At 47.2% G+C, this 1,562-nt stretch carries 2 protein-coding genes; both read right to left on the reverse strand.

Features of this window, described 5'->3' with window-relative positions; all coding sequences use genetic code 11:
• Nucleotides 1–160 (reverse strand): pyruvate kinase (locus R7Q47_RS24045; protein ID WP_318089691.1); only part of this gene is annotated, 160 nt, incomplete at its 3' end.
• Between the two features lie 135 nt (nt 161–295).
• Nucleotides 296–1,562, reverse strand: a 1,267-nt coding sequence (locus R7Q47_RS24050; protein WP_318089689.1) for an MFS transporter, incomplete at its 5' end; no start/stop codon positions are given.

Genomic DNA, 1,562 nt, shown 5'->3' on the forward strand with positions numbered 1-1,562 from the left:
CAATTTCACGAACTAAATTCGCGCGGGCAATGTGTTCTTGCGCCGTTCCGTGAGAAAAATTGAGTCTGACTACGTTCGCGCCTGCTCGAATCAATTTAGTTAGTGTTTCGCGGCTTTCACTTGCTGGGCCTAGCGTAGCCACAATTTTGGTTTTACACATTTGTCACCTCAATCGACACTTAAAAAGGAAAATAGAAATAGGGGGGGATTTTCTATCAATCTCGTAAGCACTCTTTGCAAAAGAACTTATGACATTGAGGAAGTAAGCGGGAGGTGCCTCCCGCTTTAGTCAGGATTAGTGACTAGGGCGAGCTTCTAGCTCTTTTTCTTCAACTGGGTCGATATCAACCACTTTCTTCGCATTCCAAACTGTTAGAGCAAGAAGTAGAGAAATCACACCAGCAGCCAGCCAGAAATATTGCGCTTGAGAGAAGTCGTATTTAGTTACGCCATCAACCTCTGTGATTTTGATTAGAGAAGCTGACGCTAACTCTTGACCAGAAGCGGCGATGTAAGAGAACAGACCGATGAAGCCTTTCACTGCGCCAACTGCGTTCTTAGGCATCAAGTCACAAGCAGTTAGACCTGCAAGGAACACAACCAGACCACCGATAGCGAAACCGATCATACCTAGTGCTACTGCGTCAACGATGCGGTTATCTGGGCCGAAGAACATCAAGCACATGCCACCGATGTTCGCCAATCCGTAAAGTAGAGTCGGGATATGGCGGTTAGAGTTGAACACCTTGTCAGAGATGATGCCTGATAGGATTGCACCTGCTAGACCCGCGATAGGGTATGTAGACATTGCGAAGCCAGCGTCAATCAGTGAGTAACCTTTTGCTTCTTGTAGGTAAAGCACTGCCCAAGAAGACATCGCGTAGCGAGAGATGTACATCGCTGCACACGCTGCTGCAATTAGCCAAACGGTTGGTTGCTTCAGGATGAACATTTGAGCGCGACGAGTTGCTTGCGGATCGTTCTTTTTCTTGATCTCAGGTTCTTCGTCGAATGCTGTTGCTGAATCTGGCAAACCGTAAGTTTGTGGACGGTCTTTTAGGATGAAGAACATACAAATCGCTGCTGCAATCGCTGCAATACCCGCACCGATGAAACCTGCACGCCAACCGAAGTAGCTCACTAGAGACGCCGTTAGGATCCAAGTGATACCTTCACCGATGTTACGTGAGCCACCCCAGATAGAGTAACGGCTACCACGTTGTTTTGGTGAGAACCATTGGAACAGAGACACACAAGACGGTGCTGAACCAACAGATTGGAACCAACCGTTTAGACCCCAAAGCAGAACAAAGAAGAATGCCGTGGTGTTCAAACCCATGAATACTGCGGTGATACCAGACAGTAGTAGAGAGAACGACATAAATCGGCCAATGTTGGCATAGTCAGAAAGGAAGCCGTTCGAGAACTTACCAAAAGCGTAAGTGAAGAAGAAAGCCGAACCCATGATACCGAGTTCTTCGATGGTTACGATGCCTGCATCCAGCATTGGTTTTTTAACAACACCTAAACTCATACGAACTACGTAGAAGACGGCGTAACCG

The organism is Vibrio sp. Vb0349 (assembly GCF_033338975.1).